Annotated in this window: 20 protein-coding genes; 9 read left to right on the top strand and 11 right to left on the bottom strand. The window is 72.9% G+C overall.

Annotation, left to right across the window (positions count from 1 at the left end):
- The first annotated feature begins 77 nt into the window (after nt 1-77).
- Nucleotides 78-1,085 (top strand): PHP domain-containing protein, encoded by a 1,008-nt coding sequence (locus QFZ71_RS29335; protein ID WP_307671172.1) that lies wholly within the window; start codon nt 78-80, stop codon nt 1,083-1,085.
- 306 nt (nt 1,086-1,391) lie between these two features.
- Here QFZ71_RS29335 and QFZ71_RS29330 read toward each other — a convergent pair whose 3' ends face one another.
- Nucleotides 1,392-1,583: a DUF6381 family protein gene (locus QFZ71_RS29330; protein ID WP_307671171.1), complete on the bottom strand. Its 192-nt coding sequence runs from the start codon at nt 1,581-1,583 to the stop codon at nt 1,392-1,394.
- A gap of 146 nt (nt 1,584-1,729) precedes the next feature.
- On the bottom strand, nt 1,730-2,935 hold the full coding sequence (locus QFZ71_RS29325; RefSeq protein ID WP_307671170.1) for an aromatic acid exporter family protein: 1,206 nt from the start codon (nt 2,933-2,935) through the stop codon (nt 1,730-1,732).
- Nucleotides 2,936-3,060: 125 nt separating this feature from the next.
- Here QFZ71_RS29325 and QFZ71_RS29320 point away from each other — a divergent pair, with 125 nt between their 5' ends.
- Together QFZ71_RS29320 and QFZ71_RS29315 are read left to right on the top strand one after the other, a co-directional pair.
- Complete coding sequence (locus tag QFZ71_RS29320) at nt 3,061-3,243, top strand: DUF6480 family protein (protein WP_307671169.1); 183 nt, start codon at nt 3,061-3,063, stop codon at nt 3,241-3,243.
- Nucleotides 3,240-3,911 (top strand): endonuclease, encoded by a 672-nt coding sequence (locus tag QFZ71_RS29315; protein WP_307671168.1) that lies wholly within the window; start codon nt 3,240-3,242, stop codon nt 3,909-3,911. Before QFZ71_RS29320 ends, QFZ71_RS29315 begins: the two co-directional genes overlap by 4 nt.
- A gap of 84 nt (nt 3,912-3,995) precedes the next feature.
- On the opposite strand, the gene QFZ71_RS29310 is transcribed toward QFZ71_RS29315, so the two are convergent.
- From QFZ71_RS29310 to QFZ71_RS29290, 5 genes are all read right to left on the bottom strand, one after another.
- Nucleotides 3,996-4,175, bottom strand: coding sequence for a hypothetical protein (locus QFZ71_RS29310; RefSeq protein ID WP_307671167.1), 180 nt, complete (start codon nt 4,173-4,175; stop codon nt 3,996-3,998).
- Between the two features lie 76 nt (nt 4,176-4,251).
- Nucleotides 4,252-4,641 (bottom strand): hypothetical protein, encoded by a 390-nt coding sequence (locus QFZ71_RS29305; protein ID WP_307671166.1) that lies wholly within the window; start codon nt 4,639-4,641, stop codon nt 4,252-4,254.
- A gap of 121 nt (nt 4,642-4,762) precedes the next feature.
- Nucleotides 4,763-5,503 (bottom strand): hypothetical protein, encoded by a 741-nt coding sequence (locus tag QFZ71_RS29300; protein WP_307671165.1) that lies wholly within the window; start codon nt 5,501-5,503, stop codon nt 4,763-4,765.
- Between the two features lie 69 nt (nt 5,504-5,572).
- On the bottom strand, nt 5,573-5,767 hold the full coding sequence (locus tag QFZ71_RS29295; protein WP_307671164.1) for a hypothetical protein: 195 nt from the start codon (nt 5,765-5,767) through the stop codon (nt 5,573-5,575).
- A 125-nt stretch (nt 5,768-5,892) separates the two neighbouring features.
- Nucleotides 5,893-6,768 carry a phosphatidylinositol-specific phospholipase C/glycerophosphodiester phosphodiesterase family protein gene (locus QFZ71_RS29290; protein WP_307671163.1) on the bottom strand — a complete coding sequence of 292 codons (876 nt, stop codon included), beginning with the start codon at nt 6,766-6,768 and terminating at the stop codon, nt 5,893-5,895.
- A 212-nt stretch (nt 6,769-6,980) separates the two neighbouring features.
- On the opposite strand from QFZ71_RS29290, the gene QFZ71_RS29285 reads away from it, so the two are divergent.
- Nucleotides 6,981-8,183: an IS110 family transposase gene (locus QFZ71_RS29285; protein WP_307671162.1), complete on the top strand. Its 1,203-nt coding sequence runs from the start codon at nt 6,981-6,983 to the stop codon at nt 8,181-8,183.
- A 543-nt stretch (nt 8,184-8,726) separates the two neighbouring features.
- Here the strand turns inward: QFZ71_RS29285 and QFZ71_RS29280 are convergent.
- A complete protein-coding gene (locus QFZ71_RS29280; RefSeq protein WP_307671161.1) occupies nt 8,727-8,873 on the bottom strand; it encodes a hypothetical protein in 147 nt (48 codons plus the stop codon).
- A gap of 322 nt (nt 8,874-9,195) precedes the next feature.
- Here QFZ71_RS29280 and QFZ71_RS29275 point away from each other — a divergent pair, with 322 nt between their 5' ends.
- The 3 genes from QFZ71_RS29275 to QFZ71_RS29265 are packed head-to-tail and all read left to right on the top strand — an operon-like array spanning nt 9,196 to nt 10,237.
- On the top strand, nt 9,196-9,612 hold the full coding sequence (locus QFZ71_RS29275) for a phage holin family protein (protein WP_307671160.1): 417 nt from the start codon (nt 9,196-9,198) through the stop codon (nt 9,610-9,612).
- The gene (locus QFZ71_RS29270; RefSeq protein ID WP_307671159.1) at nt 9,609-9,974 is read left to right on the top strand and encodes a DUF3618 domain-containing protein; all 366 of its coding nucleotides are present in this window, start codon (nt 9,609-9,611) and stop codon (nt 9,972-9,974) included. Before QFZ71_RS29275 ends, QFZ71_RS29270 begins: the two co-directional genes overlap by 4 nt.
- Entirely contained in the window at nt 9,971-10,237 is a 267-nt protein-coding gene (locus QFZ71_RS29265; protein ID WP_307671158.1) for a DUF4235 domain-containing protein, read from the top strand. The genes QFZ71_RS29270 and QFZ71_RS29265 overlap by 4 nt, the downstream gene beginning before the upstream one ends.
- 214 nt (nt 10,238-10,451) lie before the next feature.
- Here the strand turns inward: QFZ71_RS29265 and QFZ71_RS29260 are convergent, their stop codons facing one another.
- From QFZ71_RS29260 to QFZ71_RS29250, 3 genes are all read right to left on the bottom strand, one after another.
- Complete coding sequence (locus QFZ71_RS29260) at nt 10,452-11,009, bottom strand: hypothetical protein (RefSeq protein WP_307671157.1); 558 nt, start codon at nt 11,007-11,009, stop codon at nt 10,452-10,454.
- A gap of 117 nt (nt 11,010-11,126) precedes the next feature.
- On the bottom strand, nt 11,127-12,029 hold the full coding sequence (locus tag QFZ71_RS29255) for a serine hydrolase (RefSeq protein ID WP_307671156.1): 903 nt from the start codon (nt 12,027-12,029) through the stop codon (nt 11,127-11,129).
- Complete coding sequence (locus QFZ71_RS29250; RefSeq protein WP_307671155.1) at nt 12,026-12,922, bottom strand: LysR family transcriptional regulator; 897 nt, start codon at nt 12,920-12,922, stop codon at nt 12,026-12,028. Before QFZ71_RS29250 ends, QFZ71_RS29255 begins: the two co-directional genes overlap by 4 nt.
- A 163-nt stretch (nt 12,923-13,085) precedes the next feature.
- Between QFZ71_RS29250 and bla the strand changes: the two genes are divergently transcribed.
- On the top strand, nt 13,086-14,021 hold the full coding sequence (gene bla / locus QFZ71_RS29245; protein WP_307671154.1) for a class A beta-lactamase: 936 nt from the start codon (nt 13,086-13,088) through the stop codon (nt 14,019-14,021).
- A 91-nt stretch (nt 14,022-14,112) separates the two neighbouring features.
- Complete coding sequence (locus QFZ71_RS29240; protein ID WP_307671153.1) at nt 14,113-14,817, top strand: GPR1/FUN34/YaaH family transporter; 705 nt, start codon at nt 14,113-14,115, stop codon at nt 14,815-14,817.
- Nucleotides 14,818-14,884: the final 67 nt, after the last annotated feature.

Raw genomic sequence — 14,884 nt, 5'->3', positions numbered from 1 at the left:
GCCCATGCTGGGGAAACGGGCGGCGTGCCCGGCGGCCCGGTCCGATCCGGCCGCAACCGCTCCTGGTGGAGGTGCCGATGGATCCCGTCACCGCCCTGCGGCGGATCGCTTTCCTGCTGGAACGCTCCCAAGCCGCCACGTACCGGGTGAAGGCGTTCCGTACGGCTGCCGCCGCCGTGGACGCGATGGCTCCCGGTGAGGCGGCCGAGCGGGTGGCCGCGAAGTCACTGGAACGGGTCTCCGGGATCGGACCCCGCACGGCCGAGGTGATCAGCGAGGCGCTGGCCGGGCGGACACCCGGATACCTGGAGCGGCTGGAGCGGGAGGCCGCGGCGGAGCCTCCTCCCGAAAGAGGCGAGGAGCTGTACCGGCGCCTGAGGGGCGACTGCCATCTGCACTCGGACTGGTCGGACGGAGGCAGCCCCATCGAGGAGATGGGCAGGACCGCGGCGGAGCTGGGGCACGCGTGGGCCGTTCTCACCGACCACTCGCCCCGCCTGAAGGTGGCGGGCGGCCTGTCGCCGGATCGGCTGCGGGAGCAGCTCGCGGTGGTGGCGCGGCTGAATGAGGAGTGGGCCCCGTTCCGACTGCTCACGGGCATCGAGTGCGACATCCTCCCGGACGGTTCCCTCGACCAGGAGGACGCGTTGCTGGAGCGCCTCGACGTGGTGGTGGTCTCCGTCCACTCCAAGCTGCGGATGGACCCGGAGCCGATGACACGACGTCTGGAGGCGGCGGTCCGCCATCCGCGGGCGCATGTGCTCGGTCACTGCACGGGACGCCTGCTGTCCGGACGGGGCAGGCCGGAGTCGCGGTTCGACGCGGAACGGGTCTTCGCGGCCTGCGCGGAGGCCGGGACGGCGGTGGAGATCAACTGCCGCCCGGAGCGGCGCGATCCGCCTCTGCGGTTGCTGCGCGCGGCCGTCGCGGCGGGAACGCTGTTCGCTATCGACACGGACGCACACGCTCCGGGGCAGCTCGACTGGCAGCGGTCGGGATGCGCCCGCGCCGAGGAGTGCGGGGTGCCGGCGGACCGGGTGGTGACGACCTGGAGCGCGGAACGGCTCCTGGAGTGGGCCGGCTGACGCGGGGAGCCTCTCGGCGGGGTCGGCCACGATCCCGCCCTCGTACGGAGGCGCCGTGTCCTCCGGACGGAGGGCGGGGCCCGTCGGAATCGACGGGGACTTCGCCGGGCCGCGTCCGGGTACGCGGTCTCCTCCGGGCCGCAGGCTCCTCCGGCTCCTCCGGCCCGCAGGATCACACCCGCGCGTTCACGCCTCGGGCGCGCCCACCGGCTCCGCTCCCGCTCCGCAGGGTTCACTTCCCGGTCCGCGGGTTCCTTCCCGGTCCGCAGGCCCGCCTGCCGGCCCGGCCCGCTCCCCGGCCCCGGCCTACTTCTCGGGGTAGACGTCCCCCGCCGCCATCGCGCTCTGCTGTTCGCTCCGGTCCCGGATCGTCCGGGACTTCTTCTCCAGCCGCTCGCGTTCGTGCGGGTCGCTCGTGTGCTCCGCGGCCTCCGCGAGCTGCCGGGCCTTCTCACGCATCTGCCGGGCCAGGTCGGCCGGCTCGTCCGAACCGCTCATCATTACTCCTTGGACGCAGGGAACCTCTGTCCCCCAGCGAACCAGCGACCGGCCGCTTCCGCATCCCACGCGGCCGCGGCGCGGACGGTCCCGCCCACCGGGGCACGTAACAGCGCGATCGGGGTGCCCGGACCTCCGGGACGCGCTCAGGCGGGCTGCCGACCCAGTCGGCGCATCAGTGCGCGCAGCCGGGGATGCCGGGCATGCGCCTCCGCCGAGCGCCGGTCCAGCTCCTCACCGAGACGCTTGGTGCGCTCCTCGATGTCGAGTTCGTCCAGGATCCGGTCGATCTCGGCGAGCAGAGCGCCGTGCAGCTGCCACTGGCGCGGGTGCTCCTGGACGTCCTCCAGCAGCAGGTCGGCCACCAGGTCGCGGGTGGCCCGGCTCCGGGCGAGCGCCTCGGCGAGCCGCTCCTCCGCCGCGTCGGCGTCGGCGGCGAGCTGGGTGGTGACCAGCACGGCGAAGCTCTCGATCGCCTCCGCGAGGCGTCCGAAGAGCTCCTGGAGCAGTTCCGTCACGTCGGACGGGAACAGCGCCTCCTCGGTACGGGCCTTCGCCAGGTCGGTGAGGGTGCGGGACAGGACGCGCAGAACGACGGCGCAGATCTCCAGCGTGTCGAGCCCGGTGCGCAGGACGACCCGGTGGAGCAGCCCATGCCTCACCCTAGGGTTGAGGGTGAGACTCTCTTCCGCCTGGCGCAGGGAGGCGTCCACCTCCACGATGTCGTGGTCGAGTCTGCGGGCCTCGTGGAGCCGGGCGGCGGCCCGTGGGACGGGGTTGTGCCCCACGACCTCCTCGCCCATGCCGCGCAGCATGCTCCCCATCCGCGCCGCCAGCGACTCGATGGAGGAACCCGCGGACCCGACCCAGACGGGCGGTGCGAGGAGCAGGTTGAACAGGAGCCCCACGACGGCCCCGATCAGCGTCTCCCACACCCGGTCCCAGGCGGTGTCCGCGACCTGGGAGACGCCGAGGACGAGCATCGCGCTGATCGCCACCTCCGGGACGAACTCGTTGACCCGTACCAGGCGTCCGATCATCAGTGCGGTGAAGATGGTCAGGCCCAGGCTCCACCAGCTCAGCCCCACGAGGGAGCTGAAGCCGATGGCGATCAGGACGCCCACGACGACCGAGTTCACCCGCCGGATGCCGGTGGTGAGGGTCGCGTAGAGGGTCACCTGGACGACCAGCAGCGCGGTCAGGGGTGCGGTCAGCGGGGCAGGTTCGGGCAGGAACCAGACGGCGACGGAGTAGGCGATGACGGCGGCCGCCGTCGAGCGCAGCGTCTGCACACCGACGGGTTCGGTGGTGCGCTGTACGAGTTTGACGACGGGGGCGGAGACTCGGGGCATTCCTTGACGGTGCCCCGAATCCCCCGGTGCGGCACTCCCCTTGTTCGGGCTCCGCCATACGGCCCTGCCCTCGCGGCGGTACGCGACGGGGTGCGCCGGGGCGCGGTCGGAGAGACGCTGGAGGTATGGCTGTTCTGCTGAATCCACCGGGAGAGACACCGCCTGCCGAAGGTTCCATCGGCGAGGCCCACGAGGAACGTGCGGACGGAGGGCTCTGGGAGCATCCGGGCGTATGGACCGGGCTGATCGTGCTCGGAGCGCTCATGGTCGCCGGGTTCTTCCTCGCGCGCGTCTTCGGTTTCGGATGAGCCGCGAGGTGTCCGCTTCGGCGCACCGGACCGCCGACGCGCTGGTGGAGGAGTGCGGGCGGACGTACGCGGCGGAGGCAGGCATCCGGCTGCGTGACACGCCGCAGCCGCTCTACCAGCTTCTGGTGCTGAGTCATCTGCTGAGCGCCCGCATCCGCGCCTCGGTCGCCGTGGCCGCGGCGCGGGCGCTGTTCGAGCACGGGATGCGCACGCCGCGCCGAATGACCGACGCGAGTTGGCAGCAGCGCGTGGACGCGCTGGGCGAGGGCGGCTACCGCCGCTACGACGAACGGACCTCCACCCAGCTAGGGGAGGGCGCGGAGCTGGTCCTCGATGTCTGGAAGGGCGACCTGCGCCGGTTGCGCGCGGAGGCGGACGGCGACGGGTCCGCGTTGCGGGCGGGCCTCCAGCAGGTCACGGGGATCGGACCGGCCGGAGCCGACATCTTCGTACGCGAGGTGCAGGGTCTGTGGCCGGAGACCGGGTTCCACGTCGGAGCGAAGGGCCTTCAGGGGGCCGAGCGGGTCGGTCTGCCCGCCTCCACCGCCCGGCTGGCCGAGGTGGCCGGGGACCGGGATCCGGCGGTGTTCGCCGCGGCACTGGTCCGGGCGGCCCTCGACCAGGAGATCGCCGAGACGGTCCGGGAAGTGGCACGAGCCCGGAAGTGAGCCACGTGAAGGCCGGGGGTCGGCGGACGTACGAGGGCGCCCGTGCCGTGTACAGCGGCGCGGGCTCCCTCGTACGTCCTCGGCTCAGCGGTCGGAGGCCGTCCGCGACGCGCGTGCCAGGGCCTCCTCGCGGCGGGCCTCGGCCTGTTCCTTCCGGCCCTCGGTCTTCAGCCGCTCGTTCTCGAGGGCGATGCCGTCCGATTCCTTGATCATGCCTTTGAGCCTCCGCGCCTTGGCGCGGGCGATATCGGTGCTCTTTGCCACAGCAGCCTCCATGCCGCGAGGGGGATACGCGCCTTCCCCCTCCACTATGCCTATCCGCGCGGCGGAACGCAGAGCCCTACAGCACCGGGTCCTCGCCCTCGTCCGTACCACCGCCCTCGACCCGCAGGGCGAGGTCCTGGAGGATGTCGGCCGAGGACACGTCGGTCTGTCCGGAGTCATGGACCTGGGCCAGCATCGTGAACGCGAGGGTGAAGGCGCTCACCAGTTGTTCGACCGCACCGCCGACCTCGCGTCCGACGACGGCGACCACCTCCTCGACGGTGAAGTCGTCGGGGATGGTGATGTGGGGCATCGTCTCGTTCAGCAGGGCGGTGACGGCGCCCGCTCCCGCGTCCAGATCTTCCCGTTCGAGGTCCGCCTCCAGCAGACGCTGCATTTCGCGCGCCTCTGTGAGGATGCCGATCACGCGCTTCACGACTTCCCGTTGCTCCATGGGCGCGAGCATAGGCCGTACGGGCCGTTCGCAGCGTCCGGTCGCGGTGACTCACATCCGGTTGTCGCGGTGCCGGCGCGGCCGGGAACGGCCAGGTCCACGGGGTGCGGCCAGAGATCGCCCAGCCGTCCGTTCAGCGCTGCGGACGCTTCGGCCGGGACCGGTTCTCCCGCATCGCCCGGCGGATTCCGGCCGCCGCGGAGCGTGCGTGCTCCGTGGTCGCCGTGCGGTCGGCGACCGAGGTGACGAAGCGGTGCAACGGCTCCCGGCAGTGGACGCACGGGGTGTCGGTCGTGATGTGGTAGCCGTCCTCGCACTGCGGGTCGGTGCAGGAGCCGGGCCGCAGGAGCTGCTCGGCGATGTCCTGGGCGCTCCACCGGCGGCGGCCGTCCTCGTCCAGTTCACCCAGCGCGTGGGACCAGCGCAGGTTCCAGCGGCGTTCGACCCGTTCGCGGAGCTGGGCGGCGCTGCGGACGGCGATCTCCTGGTGGATGAGGTCGTGGACGGTGCTCGGGACCCGGCCTCCGAGAGCCTGGAGGAGCTGGGGCGGCAGGGCCTGGAGGACGTAGCCGCGCGGGTTGCTGCGGGCGCTCTCCCGCCAGCGGTCGCAGGCACACGAACCGTCGGGACGCTTCGGAGCGTGGCAGCGGCCGCACAGTCCGCGGCACTCGGCACAGAGCCCGCCGTCGAGCCCGTCCAGATGGGGCGCGGGCGCCCGGCCGCAGGCGTGGCAGCAGGCGGCGCACGGTCCGCAGAGCCGTTCGTCGCCCGCCTTGGTCGTCCAGGTCCGCATCTGGCACCGGCAGCACAGGGAGGTGTTGCAGTACTCGTGGTGGGCGGCGCCCGAGTGCCGGCCGGGGGACGGAAAAGACATCTGTCCATTGTGCGTGATGACCGGGGTGGGTGCGGCCGGTCCCGCGCTACGGGACGGCCGCCGGATCCGTCAGGGGTTCAGGCTGCTGACCAGGTCGGCGGTGGCGCCGATGCCGTCGTGGATGGTCGGGGCCATGCTCGTACTGGCCATGAGGAAACCCAGCAGGCCGCAGACCAGCGCGTGCGAGACCTTCAGACCGCCGTTGCGCAGGAAGATCACCGCCAGGATCGTCAGAAGCAGCACCAGTGAGATCGAAATGGCCATGGCCAACCTCCTCCGCCGCGCCGGATCTGCGGCATTCGGCCGCCAGTGTGGCGCAGCGGGACGGCCGTTCGGCGCACTGGCGTGTCCGCCGAACGGGTACTCCCGGAAGGTCGCGCGTCAGCGCGTCAGAAGGTCGCGGCGACTTCTTCGCGGGTGCGCAGGAACGCTTCGAGCCCGGCCAGGTCGTCGGTGTTGAGGTGGTCGACCCCGGCGGCGAGCAGTTCGGACCAGACGGCCTCGCGTTCGGGGCCAGGCCGGTCGGGCGTGGCCCAGAAGCGGATGCGGCGGCCTTCGCGGTGGGCGGTGGCGACGAGGGTCCGCAGCCGGTCCCGTTCGGTCCGGGGGAAGGGGCCCGCGCCGAGCCAGCCGAAGCTCTGGGTCCAGTTGGCACTGACGAGCGGGGCGAAGGAGGCGGGGGCAGGGGTTCCGAGGTCGTCGAGGCGGCCGTCGTAGAAGGCGAGGCGGGTGGGCTGGGCCTCCATCGGCGTGCGGGCCGCGCGGTCTCCCGAGACGACGACGGTGACCGCTCCGGGCCGGACGCGGCCGTGCCGGTAGCGGGTGAGGTAGCGGTGGTGGCGCAGCTGCCGGTCCAGTTCGCGGTAGGCGGCGACGCCGTCGGCCTTGATGTCGACGAGAAGGTGCAGCGGTTCACGGTGGTGGGGGTGGACGCTGCCGTGGCCCGCGCGGACGAGGGCGGCGAGCGGGTCGAGGTAGAGCGAGGCGAGGGTGCGGGTGGGGTCGAGGGTGGCTGGCTCATGGGCGACGAGGAGGTCGCCGTCGACGAGGAAGACGTCCGCCTCGACGCTGGTGAACCCGTGGGAGAGCGCGTCGTGCAGCGGGCGCGGGTGGAGGTAGTCGTTGTGCGCGTGTGCGTGGCGTAACGGACGCGGGCGGTGCGGGCGGGCGGGTGCGGCGACCGCGGTCGCGGTGGGGACGGCGATGCCCGCGGCGGCGGCGGCAAGGGTGACCGTGAGCGCGTGGCGGCGGGTGGGATGCGTCATGGGGGCTCCGTAAGTTGTTGGGTGGCCCGGGAGGGCCGGGTGTGGCTTATGGGTCTCTGCTATCAGTGGCTTCGAAGGAGTGGCCGTCCGGCTCTCCGGGGCGCCCTGGCTGCTGATTGAGATGTGCGCGCTGTGTGCGGTCGCTGATTACGGAGATGACAGCGGGGTGTTCCTCGGGCCGACGGCATGCGGAACGGTGCGAGGAGGGGCGAGTGAGCGAGCGACGGGCCCGGGTATGGGCCGGAATCGATGCGGGCAAGGGGCATCACTGGGCGGCTGTGGTCGATGGGACCGGTGCGACCCTGTGGTCGAAGAAGGTCGACAACGACGAGTCGGCGATCCTGACCGCGCTCGGCGAGATCCTCGATCTGGCGGACCAGGTCCACTGGGCGGTGGACATCTCCGGTACGTCCTCCGCGCTGCTGCCGGCCCTGCTCGCGGCCCACGGCCGGCGGGCCGTCCACGTGCCCGGGCGCACGGTCAACCGCATGTCGGGGGCCTACCGGGGTGAGGCGAAGACCGACGCCCGCGACGCCTGCGTCATCGCCGAAACCGCCCGCCACCGCAGCGACTTCGCCGCCATCGGCGTGCCGGCCCAGCCGGCCGCCGACCTCGCGCTGCTGACCGCCCACCGCTCCGACCTGGTGGCCGACCGGGTCCGGATGATCAACCGGCTCCGCGACACGCTGACCGGCGTCTTCCCCGCCCTGGAACGGGCCTTCGACCACAGCTCGCAGAAGGGCGCACTGGTCCTGCCGACGGGCTACCGGACCCCGGCCGCGATCCGCCGCCGCGGCCGGGCGCGGCTGACGGCCTGGCTCGCCAACCGCAGCGTCCGCGGGGCCGACGCGGTCGCCGCGACCGCGCTGGAAGCCGCCCACGCCCAGCAGACCGCGCTGCCCGGCGAGGACGTCGCCGCCCAGATCGTCGCCGACCTGGCCACGCAGATCCTGACCCTGGACGACCGCCTGAAGCGGATCGACCAGCAGATCCGCGACACCTTCCGCAGCCACCCGCAGGCCGAGATCATCGAGTCGATGCCCGGCATGGGCCCGATACTCGGCGCCGAGTTCGTCGTCGCCGCCGGCGACCTGGCGGCCTACGCCGACGCCGGCCACCTCGCCTCGGCGGCCGGGCTCGTGCCCGTCCCGCGCGACTCCGGACGCCGCACCGGCAGCCTGCACCGCCCCAAGCGCTACAGCCGCCGCCTGCGCCGGGTGTTCTACCTGTCCGCACAGACCAGCATCATCCGCGAGGGACCGAACCGGGACTTCTGCCTCAAGAAGCGCGGCGAAGGCTGCAAACACGTCCAGGCCGTCATCGCCCTGGCCCGCCGACGGGCCAGCGTCCTGTGGGCACTCCTGCGCGACAACCGAGTCTTCACCCCCGCGCTGCCGGTCGCGCAAGCGGCTTGACTTCATCATTGAGACTCCCTGAGCGGCGGACGGGGTCGCCCGAGTATGGGGGCACGGCGGCCGCCTCTGGCAGGTGCCTGACAGGTTGTTCGATGATGTTTCACACCCCGGCCACCTCGGAGGCGTGCGGCCGGGACGGCACGACGCCACCACCCGTCCGCCCGTCTCCTGCTCCTGCTCCTGCTCCTGCTCCCGCCAGCGGCGACAAGGACGTCGCCGGAGGGGAAGCCTGCTCTCGCCCGCGCCGGGCAGGCACGCCTCGACGATGGGCAGCATCGCCGCTACCGGGAGCGCTCGTGATGGATCACACGCCGGACTGTCCGCCGAGGACGGCCGCATGATGTGGGCGGCACTCGACCTGGAGGACACGCAGTCTGCGGAGCTCGTCCTCAGGGGTGCGCGCTGGGCTCCATGAGCGGGCCGCAGGGGAGGTGGGTCCTGGGCCGTACGGCCGGGGGAACAGCCTTCTGTGACCAGCGGCTCCGCTCGGAGACGGTGTGGGCGCGACCGCCGGTGCTTCCTCTCGGGCGCCGAACCCGGCGGTCACCGGCGGCCGCGGAGCCGGCCGAACAGGCTGCGAGCCCGAGCGCGTTTGCGCGGGTCGGCCGCGGCGCGTCGGGCCGACTCGATGGTCCGCCGCCCCTGGGGGCTGCGAGTGAACCGCGTGATGCGGGCGATCAGTCCGGACATGGTTCCTCCTCGAAGGGGATATGTCCTCCGCCTACCCCGAGGAGGCGCGTCCGCACCTGCGCGGTAGGGCGCGGCACCGCCCCGAGATCCGGGGGTGGACGAACGGCCGGACCGGGGCGGTCCCCAGGGGGCCGGGGGGTGTCCGGCGCAGCATGCCGGGCGCGCGCCGGCGGGTGTGTTCCGCGATACCTCGCCGCAGGACGGGTGGGGGCGCGATCGGTGGGTAGCCGGGCGGCAACGGATCACATCCGGATGCGGAGGTTCCGCCACAGCGGTCCGCTTCCACGGGACGATCCCGCGAGAGAGAAGAGGTGAATGCATCATGAGCACGGCAGGACGGCAGGCTTCCGCCACGGGCGATGAGCCGGTGGGGATTCTCGTCTCGCGTGCCTCGCAGCAGATCTCGGAGCTGGTCCGCGAGGAAATGCGGCTGGCGCGTGCGGAGATGACGCAGAAGGGCAAGCGGTTCGGGAGGGGCGGCGGCCTGTTCGGCGCGGCCGGGCTCGTCGGCGTCCTGGCGGCGCAGGCGCTGGTGGCGACGTGCATCGCCGCACTCGCGCTGGCCCTGACCTGGTGGGCGGCGTCCCTCATCGTCACCGCGGTTCTGGCGGCGGTGGCCGGGGTGACCGCCCTGGCCGGGAAGAAGCAGATCGCCCGCGCCGGGACCCCCGTACCGGAACAGACCATCGACAGCGTCAAGGCCGATCTGGCCGAGGTCAAGGAGAAGGCTCACCGATGAACGACGCATCACAGAACGAGCTGGGAACGCCCACCCCCGAGGAGCTGCGGGAGCAGGTCGAGCGGACGCGCGACGAACTCGGGCAGACCGTCGAGGCGTTGGCGGGCAAGGCCGACGTCAAGGCACAGGTGAAGGAGAAGACGGCGGCGGTGAAGGAACAGGCCGCGTCGGCCTCCGCCCAGATCCGGGAGAAGTCCGGGCAGGCCGCGCGACTGCTGAAGGACAGGACCCCGGACCCCCTGGTGGAGAAGGCCGAACAGGGGGCGAAGGCCGCCCGCGCCAACCGCGTTCCGCTCCTCGCCGGTGGCGCCCTGCTGATCGCCTTCCTGCTGGTACGCCGCGGCCGGGGGCGCAACCGATGAAGGCGTCCAAGATCGCCTACAAGCCGGTGGGGTTCGCCCTCGGCGCGGTCAGCGGCATGATCGCGAGCGCCGTGTTCCAGCAGACATGGAAGCTCATCGAAGGCGAGGGCGACGCGCCCGACGCTCTCGACGAGGACCGCTCGTGGCGGCAGATCATCCTCGCCGCCGCCGTGCAGGGCGCGATCTTCTCCGTGGTCAAGGCCACGGTCGAACGCTCGGGGGCCAAGGCGACCCGGCGCGTCACAGGCGCCTGGCCGGCGTGACCCGTCTGCGGGTCCGCGACCGCCCGGCCACGACCGCCGCGCCGGGCGGTGCGCCGCCCGGCCGGACCCGCCGTCACGCGTCGGACCCTGCCCGGCAGGACGTCCAGGCGGAAGGATCCGGAAGAAGCGCCCTCCGGTGAACGTCCCACGGCCGAACCGGCCCGCCTGATCCGCACCGGCGGCCACGCCCCGGACCGGGACCGGGAGTGTGCGGTCAGGTGGCCGTGCCGGCCCGTTGCGCGGGCGCTCGCACCAGCTGTTCCACCAACGACCACCTGCCGTCCGCCGCGGAGTTCGGGGCGCCCGGAGGTACGGTCCTCCACAAGGAGCCGTCGTCCGCGACGAACAGCAGGCCCCGCGCGTGAAGCGCGTGCGCCCGGGCGCGGACGTCGTCATCGGTGAGGCCGCCCTCGGGGGAGAGCCGGGCCGCCAGGTCCGTCTCGTTCAGCAGGAGTTCCAGTTGACCGACGGCCTTCATCGGGATGCTCGGTCCGTAGGTCTCCCGGTAGTGCAGCAGGACCCGCATGACGGCGACCGCGTGGGAGTCGGCTCCGAAGTCGTCGACGACCTTCGCCAGGAACCGTTCGCCCGCGCCGGTCGGCTGCTCCCAGTCGGTGTAGAAGGCTCCGGGCGGCTTGAGATCGAAGAGGTACTCCGTCCGCCGGGGACGCGGAGTTCTGGGCGGTCGGGGGCCGATGCGCTGCGCGGCCGCGGCGCGACGGGTCGCCTCGCGGGCCCGCCGGACGGCCGGATCTGCTTGTCTGCGTGCCATACCCGGCCCAACGACCGCGCGCCGACCAGGTTTCGCCGCTCCGCCGGAGCCGGCGGGAAGCGCCGGGGCGGGGCCGGTACCGACCGTGCCGGCCTCCGGCTCGGGACATCCACAGTCCTAGAACTGGCGGAGGTGGTCGCGCATCCGCCGGGCGGCCTCGGCCATCAGCGCGTCGACACCGGGCTGCGCGCCGGCGGGGACCGATGACTCGGTGAGCACGGCGATGGCGAAGGTCTGTCCGTCGGCGTGCTCCACGACACCGATCTCGTGGCGCAGGTTCAGCAGGGTGCCCGTCTTGGAGGACCATCGGCTCGCGTCGGAGCTGAAGTCGGGGGCAAGCCGGTGGCGCAGCACGTTGTGGGCCAGGAGGCCGCGCATGCGCTCGGCCACCTCCTGGTGGATCTTCGACGGGGTCCACACGGCCTGGAGGAGGTCGACGAAGGAACGTGCGCTGCCGGTGTTGGCGCGGGTCGTGTCGAGCTGCGCCACCCGGTGGCCGCGCCCGCTGGTGCCCGCGTCGATGGCCAGCGCGTGGGCGAGGTGCACCTGGTCGGCGTCGAAGCGCTCGACGGGCGTGTCGGACAGCTCCTCCGTCCGGTGCCGGACGGCGATGCCGCGCAGACCGGCTTCCCGGAGGAAGCCGGCTACCCGGTCGGGCGGGGTGAGGGCGAACAGCGCGTCGGCGGCCGTCCCGTCGCTCAGGCAGGTACTGAGGTAGAGCAGATCGTCGACCGCGATCCGGGCGGGGTGCCGGAAACGGCTGAGGCCGGTCGGTCCCGGCGTGGTGACGCGACCGGGAGCCACGTCCAGCGAGGTCGCCCCGTCCAGTTCGCCGCGCCGGATGCGTTCGAGCGTGGCCAGCGCGAGCGGGACCTTGACCAGGGAGGCCGACGGCAGCTCCGTGTCCGGGTCGATGCCCAGTTCCTCACCCGTGTCCAGGTCCCGCACCAGCAGGCACGCCCGCAGGCCACCGTCGTGCAGCCGTTCCCGCACATCCCGCAGCAGGGCTTCGGTGTTCATGCCGCCGTCCCTCCCCCGGCCAGGTCGTCCGCGCCCAGGCAAAGGGCGACGGCGTCGCCCAGGCGTGCCTCCACGGGCAGGGGGTTGCCGTCCGCCGCGACCGTGAGAGCGTAGCCCCGGATCGGGGTCAGCTCGCCGATCGGCCGCCAGGTCAGGGCGAGTTCGTCCGCCTGTGCGCGGGAGCACAGCAACAGGTCCTCGGAGCAGAGGACTTCGGCGGTGGCTGCCGTCAGATCGGGTGCGGTGACCACCTGCGCGGGCCGCAGGCCCACCGCGTCCCGCAGCCGTGTCAGCGGGTCGCGGATGTGCGGCACGTCGTCCTCCGGCTGGATCCAGATCCGGCGGGCCGGCCCGTGCGGGGCCCGTCCGAGCCGCAGCGTCTCGACGTGGATCCGCCGCATGCCGGTGTCCCGTACTCCGGCCAGCCCCAGCGGGACGGCCCAGGACGCCTCCCCCGACGGCACGGCGAGCAGAGCGGCCCGCACCTGGTGCGCGTGGAGCAGTTCCTTGCGCCGTGCGGGCCCGGCGGTCCGGACGTCGAGCCGGACACCGTGCCCCCGCGCCTCGGCGACCAGGCGGGCCAGGGCGGCCGGGGAGCAGGTGGCGGGGACGGCCAGCCGCCAGGGCTTGTGCTTGACGGCTTCGGCCTCCTCCAGCAGGACGTCCGCGGCCTGGACGAGCTGTGCCGCGGCGGTCAGCATGTCGCGGCCGAAGGGGGTGAGCACCGCCCGCCGCGAGGTGCGCTCGAACAGCCGCTCGCCGAAGCGCTCCTCCAGTGCCGCGACACGCCGGCTCGCCACCGACTGGGACATCCCCGCCGCGGCGGCCCCGTCGGTGAAACCGCCGTACTCGCTGACGCTGACGAACGCCCGGCATGCTCCGACCAGATCCACCCCTCGACCCTATGCGGTTTCGGCATGGAAACGCGCACAACCGTATTGGACCGCATGCCGACGGGAGACGAAGGTGGCTTCGGCACGCACGACCACGTACCGGTACGGCCCGTGCCGCCCGTCCGCGATGCGCTCCGGTCCGGGGCGCGAGGAGGTTTCGCCCATGCATCACCCCCGTGTCAGGACCGCCGTCGCCGGTGCGCTCGCCGCACTGTCCCTCGTACCGCTGGTGGCCTGCGGGCAGAACGCCTCCACCTCGCCGTCCACGTCCGCCGGGCCCGGCAGGCGCACGCCGGCCCCCGCGACCGCGCAGCCGTACACCGCCGACTTCACCGCGCTGGAGCGCGAGTTCGACGCGCGGCTGGGCGTGTACGCGATCGACACGGGCACCGGGCGCGAGGTGGCCCACCACGACCGGGCCCGGTTCGCCTACAACTCGACCTTCAAGGCGCTCCAGGCCGGGGTCGTCCTCAGCACCTTCTCCCTGGACGGGCTCGACAAGCGGGTGACCTACACCCGGAAGGACCTGGTCGCCAACTCCCCGGTGACCGAGAAGCACGTGGACACCGGGATGACGCTCGAGGAACTGTGCGACGCCTCCGTGCGCTACAGCGACAACACCGCGGCGAACCTCCTCTTCGACCACATCGGCGGGCCCGAGGGGATGGACGCCGCGCTGGAGAAGCTGGGCGACGGCGTCACGCGGATGGACCGGGAGGAGCCGGAGCTGAGCCGCTGGGTCCCCGGGGAGAAGCGGGACACGTCCACACCTCGGGCCCTGGCCGGGGATCTGCGCGCGTTCGTCCTGGGCAAGGCCCTGCCCGCGCCGGAGCGCCGGCAGTTGACGACGTGGCTGCGGACCAACACCACCGGGGACGCGGTGATCAGGGCGGGCGTGCCGGAGAACTGGGTCGTCGGCGACAAGACCGGGACGGGCAGCCACTACGGGGCCCGCAACGACATCGCCGTGGTGTGGCCTCCGGACTCCGCGCCCATCGTGATCGCCATCCTGTCGCACCGCGCCACGAAGGACGCCGAGCCGTCCGACGAGCTGATCGCCGAAGCGGCCTCCGTGGTCGTCGACTCGCTCTCCCCCTGAAGTCCGGCCACGGCTCGGGGCGTCGGACCGAGCCGACGCACCCGATCGTGTCGGTCGCCACCACCCGGTCCGGACCTCGTACGCTTGTGCGGTGACCCAGCAATCCGGCCCGAACAGCCCCGCAGAACCGCTGACGACCGATGCCGTGACACGCATCGTGCTGCGCCCGATCGCCAGCCCGCTGCCGCTGGGCTTCTTCGCTCTCGGCATGGGCAGCACGGTTCTCTCCTCCCTCCAGCTCGGCTGGGTACCGCCCGCGCAGAGCGGCATCCTGCTGCTCCTCGTCCTCATCTTCGTCGTCCCGCTCCAACTCGTCGGCGGGATCTTCGCCTTCCTGGCCCGTGACGCGGGGGCCGGTACGGCGCTGCTGCTGCTCGGCGCCGCCTGGGCCGGGACGAGCGTGACCTCCCTGGACTCGCCGCCCGGCAAGCCGGTGGTGGCCCAGGCCGTCTTCCTCCTGGCCCTTGTGCCGTTCGTGCTGGCCCTGGCCGGGGCGGCCGCGCAGTCCAAACCGCTGTTCGCCGTCCTCCTCACCCTCACCGCGGGGCGCTTCGCCCTCACCGGTCTCTACGAGGCGGGTCTCGGGAACGCCTTCCAGACCGCGGCGGGCTGGACCGGTCTCGGCATCGGGGTCTTCGCCCTCTACGGCGGGCTCGCCCTGCTCGTCGAGGACGGGAAGCAGCGCACCGTCCTTCCCCTCTTCCGGCGCGGCAAGGCCCGCGAGTCCATCGAGGGCGATCTGCGCGAACAGCTCACCGAGGCCCAGCAGGAGGCCGGGGTCCGCCACCAGCTGTGACGGCTTCCGCCGGGCGCACCGGACCGGGCGGACGCGCCGGAGGAGGCAGGAGCGGGACGCTCCGGCC

It is taken from the genome of Streptomyces sp. V2I9 (genome assembly GCF_030817475.1).
Classification (GTDB): Bacteria; Actinomycetota; Actinomycetes; order Streptomycetales; family Streptomycetaceae; genus Streptomyces.
This window is presented reverse-complemented; position numbering and strand designations above follow the sequence as displayed.

Coding starts and splice junctions, on each gene's coding strand:
- QFZ71_RS29335 (WP_307671172.1), top strand. CDS start 78: ATGGATCCCGTCACCGCCCTGCGGCGGATCGCTTTCCTGCTGGAACGC.
- QFZ71_RS29330 (WP_307671171.1), bottom strand. CDS start 1,583: ATGAGCGGTTCGGACGAGCCGGCCGACCTGGCCCGGCAGATGCGTGAG.
- QFZ71_RS29325 (WP_307671170.1), bottom strand. CDS start 2,935: ATGCCCCGAGTCTCCGCCCCCGTCGTCAAACTCGTACAGCGCACCACC.
- QFZ71_RS29320 (WP_307671169.1), top strand. CDS start 3,061: ATGGCTGTTCTGCTGAATCCACCGGGAGAGACACCGCCTGCCGAAGGT.
- QFZ71_RS29315 (WP_307671168.1), top strand. CDS start 3,240: ATGAGCCGCGAGGTGTCCGCTTCGGCGCACCGGACCGCCGACGCGCTG.
- QFZ71_RS29305 (WP_307671166.1), bottom strand. CDS start 4,641: ATGCTCGCGCCCATGGAGCAACGGGAAGTCGTGAAGCGCGTGATCGGC.
- QFZ71_RS29300 (WP_307671165.1), bottom strand. CDS start 5,503: ATGTCTTTTCCGTCCCCCGGCCGGCACTCGGGCGCCGCCCACCACGAG.
- QFZ71_RS29295 (WP_307671164.1), bottom strand. CDS start 5,767: ATGGCCATTTCGATCTCACTGGTGCTGCTTCTGACGATCCTGGCGGTG.
- QFZ71_RS29290 (WP_307671163.1), bottom strand. CDS start 6,768: ATGACGCATCCCACCCGCCGCCACGCGCTCACGGTCACCCTTGCCGCC.
- QFZ71_RS29280 (WP_307671161.1), bottom strand. CDS start 8,873: ATGTCCGGACTGATCGCCCGCATCACGCGGTTCACTCGCAGCCCCCAG.
- QFZ71_RS29275 (WP_307671160.1), top strand. CDS start 9,196: ATGAGCACGGCAGGACGGCAGGCTTCCGCCACGGGCGATGAGCCGGTG.
- QFZ71_RS29270 (WP_307671159.1), top strand. CDS start 9,609: ATGAACGACGCATCACAGAACGAGCTGGGAACGCCCACCCCCGAGGAG.
- QFZ71_RS29265 (WP_307671158.1), top strand. CDS start 9,971: ATGAAGGCGTCCAAGATCGCCTACAAGCCGGTGGGGTTCGCCCTCGGC.
- QFZ71_RS29260 (WP_307671157.1), bottom strand. CDS start 11,009: ATGGCACGCAGACAAGCAGATCCGGCCGTCCGGCGGGCCCGCGAGGCG.
- QFZ71_RS29255 (WP_307671156.1), bottom strand. CDS start 12,029: ATGAACACCGAAGCCCTGCTGCGGGATGTGCGGGAACGGCTGCACGAC.
- bla (WP_307671154.1), top strand. CDS start 13,086: ATGCATCACCCCCGTGTCAGGACCGCCGTCGCCGGTGCGCTCGCCGCA.